The 4,961-nt window shown below is 74.2% G+C and carries 4 protein-coding genes; 1 reads left to right on the forward strand and 3 read right to left on the reverse strand.

All coding sequences use genetic code 11. The features are described 5' to 3' along the window. Positions 1-22: 22 nt before the first annotated feature. The 3 genes from FRZ03_RS36490 to glgX form a co-directional block, all read right to left on the reverse strand. Positions 23-490 carry a hypothetical protein gene (locus FRZ03_RS36490; RefSeq protein ID WP_146469355.1) on the reverse strand — a complete coding sequence of 156 codons (468 nt, stop codon included), beginning with the start codon at positions 488-490 and terminating at the stop codon, positions 23-25. 8 nt (positions 491-498) lie between these two features. Next, complete coding sequence (locus FRZ03_RS36495; RefSeq protein ID WP_070023107.1) at positions 499-1,005, reverse strand: SigE family RNA polymerase sigma factor; 507 nt, start codon at positions 1,003-1,005, stop codon at positions 499-501. 112 nt (positions 1,006-1,117) lie between these two features. Next, positions 1,118-3,337 carry a glycogen debranching protein GlgX gene (gene glgX, locus FRZ03_RS36500; protein ID WP_146469356.1) on the reverse strand — a complete coding sequence of 740 codons (2,220 nt, stop codon included), beginning with the start codon at positions 3,335-3,337 and terminating at the stop codon, positions 1,118-1,120. Positions 3,338-3,544: 207 nt separating this feature from the next. Between glgX and FRZ03_RS36505 the strand changes: the two genes are divergently transcribed. Continuing rightward, positions 3,545-4,765 (forward strand): L,D-transpeptidase, encoded by a 1,221-nt coding sequence (locus FRZ03_RS36505; protein ID WP_186785807.1) that lies wholly within the window; start codon positions 3,545-3,547, stop codon positions 4,763-4,765. Positions 4,766-4,961: the final 196 nt, after the last annotated feature.

A 4,961-nucleotide genomic window follows, 5' to 3' on the forward strand; every position in this document is an offset into this window, starting at 1 on the left:
AGGTTCATCAGGTGGTTCCCCGTCAACGGTGGGCGGACATGGTGGTGGTGGGCGGCGGCGCGACGCTCGTCGCGGGGCCGCCCGGCGGGTACGACGTGGTCGGCGTCGAACTCGGCCGGTCGGTCGGTGTCGGACCCGGCGAGGTGCCGGGCGGGTTCGGGGGCGGTGTGGCCGGCGAGGGCGTCCGGGAGACGGACGGCCCGGGTGCCGGGCTGGTGGCGGGCCGGGGCAGCGGCGCGCCCGGCGGGTTCTCGGTGGGCCCGTGCGGCCACAGGAACAGGCCGAGCCCGAGGCCCGCCATCACCGCCGCCGAGCCCGCGGCCCGGTACACCGCGCGCACCCGGCGCCGGGTGCGCACGCCCGCGCGCAGCCGCTCCCGGTGCCGGGGCTCGAACGGGGTCGGCTCCAGCGTGCCGTGCATCAGCGTCGCCAGCCGCCGCTCGAACCCGTCCTGGCCGTCGATCTCGTCCACCTGACTCCCGGGCTCCATGACCCCTCTCACCCCACCGGCTCGATGACGTCCGACAGCAACTGCCGCAGCCGGGCCACCCCGCGCGCGGCATGGGACCGGGCGGTGCCCACCGGACAGCCCAGCGTCTGGGCGACCTGCCGGTCCGGCAGGTCCTGGTAGTAGCGCAGGACGACGGCGGCCCGCTGCCGCGGCGTCAGCCGGGCCAGCGCCGCCTCCAGCCGGGAGCGCTCCGCCACGGTCGCCGACAGGTCGCCGGCCGCCGCCACCTCGGGCAGCTCCTCCACCGGCCGCTCGCCCCACCAGCGCCGGCGGGCCGAACGGGCCGCGGCCCGCGCCAGCACCGTGCGCACATACGCCTCCGGCGCCTCGTCGGCCACCCGCGGCCAGGCGAACCACAGCTTGACCAGGGCCTCCTGCAACAGGTCCTCGGCACGGTGCCGATCGCCCCCGGTGAGCAGACGGGCCAGGTGGCACAGGACCGACCAGCGGGCCGCCACGAACGCGTCGTACTCACCGGCCCGAGCCTGCTCCATCCCCACGGTCCCCGTTCTCGCCGGCACTCTTCACAGGGGGAAAGGCCCTGGGCCCCCGCGCGCGCTGCACCCGGGGGGCGTGATCCGCGTCACGCGCGGCCGGCCCGGGCGCTCAGACGACCCGCAGCAGCAGCACCGTCCGCCCCGGCACCACCAGCTCCGTGCCCGCCGCGAGCACCGTGCCCGGCGCACCGGCCTGGTCCTCGCGGGAGGTGTCCACCACCACCTCGTACCGCTCGGCCCACGGCGGGCCCGGCAGCACGAAGGCCGTCGGCCGCTCGCCCGCGTGCAGCACGGCGAGGAAGCTGTCGTCCCGCACCGGCGCGCCCCGCTCGTCGCGGCCCGGGATGTCCCGCCCGGAGAGGTACATGCCGAGCGTGGCGGCGGGCGCGTACCAGTCGTCCTCGGTCATCTCCGCGCCCCGCGCCGTGAACCAGGCCAGGTCCCGCAGCCCGTCCGCGCTCTGCGCCCGGCCGGAGAAGAAGGCGCGGCGGCGCAGCACCGGGTGCCGGTGGCGCAGCCCGATCAGCCGTGCGGTGAGGTCGTACAGGGCCCGCCAGCCCGGGTCGGCCGGCAGCGACCAGTCCAGCCAGCTGGTCGGGTTGTCCTGGCAGTAGGCGTTGTTGTTGCCGCCCTGGGTGCGGCCGAATTCGTCGCCGGCCACCAGCATGGGCACGCCCGTGGACAGCAGCAGGGTGGTGAGCAGATTGCGCAGCTGGCGGCGGCGCAGCGCGCGGACCGCCGCGTCGTCACTCTCGCCCTCCGCCCCGCAGTTCCAGGACCGGTTGTCGTCGGTGCCGTCCCGGTTCTCCTCCCCGTTGGCCTCGTTGTGCTTGCGCTCGTACGACACCAGGTCGCGCAGCGAGAAACCGTCGTGCGCGGTGACGAAGTTGACCGAGGCGTACGGGCGCCGGCCGCCCCAGGCGTACAGGTCGCTGGAGCCGGACAGCCGGTAGCCCATCTCCCGCACGTCGGGCAGCGCGTGCCGCCAGAAGTCCCGCACGGCGTCGCGGTAGCGGTCGTTCCACTCCGCCCACAGCGGCGGGAAGGAGCCCACCTGGTAGCCGCCGGAGCCGATGTCCCAGGGCTCGGCGATGAGCTTGACCCGGCGCAGCACCGGGTCCTGGGCGATCACCGCGAGGAACGGGGAGAGCATGTCCACGTCGTGCATGGAGCGGGCCAGCGCCGCCGCCAGGTCGAAGCGGAAGCCGTCCACGCCCATCTCGGTCACCCAGTACCGCAGCGAGTCGGTGATCAGCCGCAGCACCTGGGGCCGCACCACGTGCAGGGTGTTGCCGCAGCCGGTGTAGTCGGCGTAGCGGCGGGCGTCGCCCTGGAGCCGGTAGTAGCCGCGGTTGTCGATGCCCTTCAGGGACAGCGTGGGGCCCAGCTCGCCCGCTTCCGCGGTGTGGTTGTAGACCACGTCGAGGATGACCTCGATGCCGGCCGCGTGCAGCGCGCGCACCATCCGCTTGAACTCGCCGACCTGCGCCCCCGTCGTACCGGAGGCCGCGTAGGCCGCGTGCGGGGCGAAGTAGCCGATGGAGTTGTAGCCCCAGTAGTTGCTCAGGCCCCGGCGCAGCAGGTGGTCCTCGTGCGCGAACTGGTGCACCGGCAGCAGCTCCACGGCGGTGACGCCCAGCTTCACCAGGTGCTCGACGGCGGCCGGATGGGCGAGTCCGGCGTAGGTGCCGCGCAGTTCCTCGGGGACGCCCGGGTGGAGCTTGGTGAAGCCGCGCACGTGCAGCTCGTAGATGACCGAGTCCGCCCACGGCGTCTTGGGGCGGCGGTCGTCGCACCAGTCGTCGTCGTCGTGGACGACGACCCCCTTCGGGACGTACGGCGCCGAGTCCCGGTCGTCGCGCACGGTGTCGGCGACATGCTGCTCCGGCCAGTCCCGGACATGCCCGTACACCTGCGGCGGCAGCGTGAACTCGCCGTCCACCGCGCGCGCGTACGGGTCCAGCAGCAGCTTCGCCGGATTCCAGCGGGCGCCGGTCCACGGGTCCCAGCGGCCGTCCACCCGGTAGCCGTACCGCTGCCCGGGCAGCACCCCGGGCACGAAGCCGTGCCAGATCTCGTGCGTCAGCTCGGTCAGCTCGATCCGCGTCTCCCGGCCGTCCGCGTCGAACAGGCACAGCCGCACCGCCTCCGCGCCCGCCGCCCACAGCGCGAAGTTGGTGCCCGCCACCCCGTCCGGGCCGGTCCGGAAGCGGGCCCCCAGCGGGGTGGGCGCTCCCGGCCACACCGCCGGGGCGGGCACCGCGGCGCGCCGGGCGCCGTTCGTGGAGGGCGCCGTGGCCGGTGCCCGCTGCTCGGCTGCGCTCGTCACCTGTCGGCCCTCTTCCCGTGGCTCGGCCCGGGAGCGGCGCGGGCCGCCGCGCCGGGCCGCCGGCCCCTTCGGCCACCCGGTGCGGCCACGGCCCGGCGGCTCCGGCGCGGTCGCGGCTTCCCTGACGTGTCGTCCTTCCCACAGTTCTGCCCACCGCATGGCTCGCACTCACGTTTCCCCGGAGCGTGCCCCGTCGTTGCACACCGCGTGATGCACGTACAAGGACGCGCACGGCGCGCGGCGGGCGCACTGGCCGCCGTACTGACATGGGTTGGACTGCTGGCCGGATGCACCGGGGGCTCGGGCCCGCTGGGCCTCGGCGGGGGGCCCGACGGAACACCGGCACCCCGGGACGCGATCCGCGTCACCCCCGACGACGGCAGCACCGCCGTCCCGCAGAGCCGGCGATTGCGGGTGCGGGTGCCCGACGGGCGCCTGGAGAAGGTGAAGGTCGTCGTGGAACAGGACGCGCGGGCCACCCCGGTCGCCGGGCACCTCAGCACCGACGGACTGACCTGGCGGCCGGACGACGACCGGCTGGCGCTCGCCGCCAGATACACCGTGGACGCGGTGGCGCTGGACTCCGCGGGACACCGCTCGGCCCGGCACACCTGGTTCACCACCTACGTCCCCGACAAGCGGTTCATCGCCTACGCCACCCCCGAGGACCGCTCCGTCGTCGGCACCGGGATGATCGTCTCCCTCGCCTTCAGCACGGACATCGTGAACAAGGCCGCCGTCGAACGCGCGGTGCGCGTCAGCGCGCGGCCCCCGGTGGAGATCCGCCCGCACTGGTTCGGCAAGAACCGGCTGGACTTCCGCCCCGAGCGGTACTGGAAGCCGGGCACCAAGGTCACCGTCGACCTGGGCCTGCGTGACGTCGAGGCCGCCAAGGGGGTCTTCGGGCTCCAGGCCAAGTCGTTCTCCTTCACCGTCGGGCGCAGCCAGACCTCCGTGGTCGACGCGGCGGCGCACACCATGGAGGTGCGGCGCGACGGCCGGCTGCTCGCCACCGTCCCGATCACCGCGGGCGCCCCCGACACCCCCACCTACAACGGGAAGATGGTGGTGATGGACATGCTGGAGGAGACCCGGATGAACGGTCAGACGGTCGGCTTCGGCGGCGAGTACGACATCCCCGACGTCCCGCACGCCATGCGGCTCACCGACTCCGGCACCTTCCTGCACGGCAACTACTGGGACCCGACCGCGCCCGGCGTCTCCAACGTCAGCCACGGCTGCGTGGGCCTCAGGGACGTCCAGGGCGGCAGCTCGGACACGCCCGCCGGGTGGTTCTTCGACCGCAGCCTGATCGGTGACGTCGTCGAGATCGTCAACAGCCGGGACAAGACCGTCGACCCGGGCAACGGGCTGAGCGGCTGGAACATGACGTGGGCGGCGTGGAAGGCGGGTGCCGCGGTGAAGTGACCCCGGGGGACTGCCACAAGGCGGCGCGCGGAGGGACGATGCGGGTGCCGGGCGGAAGTTGCGACGGAACAGTGACCAACGCCTGACACCCCGCTCAAAACCGGGCAGTTAATATGCGCGCACCGATGTGGTGGGGAGCGGGCCGAGCAGGCCCGGCGAGGGGAGAACAACTTGAACGTGCGGCCGATATCGGGGG

It is taken from the genome of Streptomyces misionensis (assembly GCF_007896895.1).
Classification (GTDB): domain Bacteria; phylum Actinomycetota; class Actinomycetes; order Streptomycetales; family Streptomycetaceae; genus Streptomyces; species Streptomyces misionensis_A.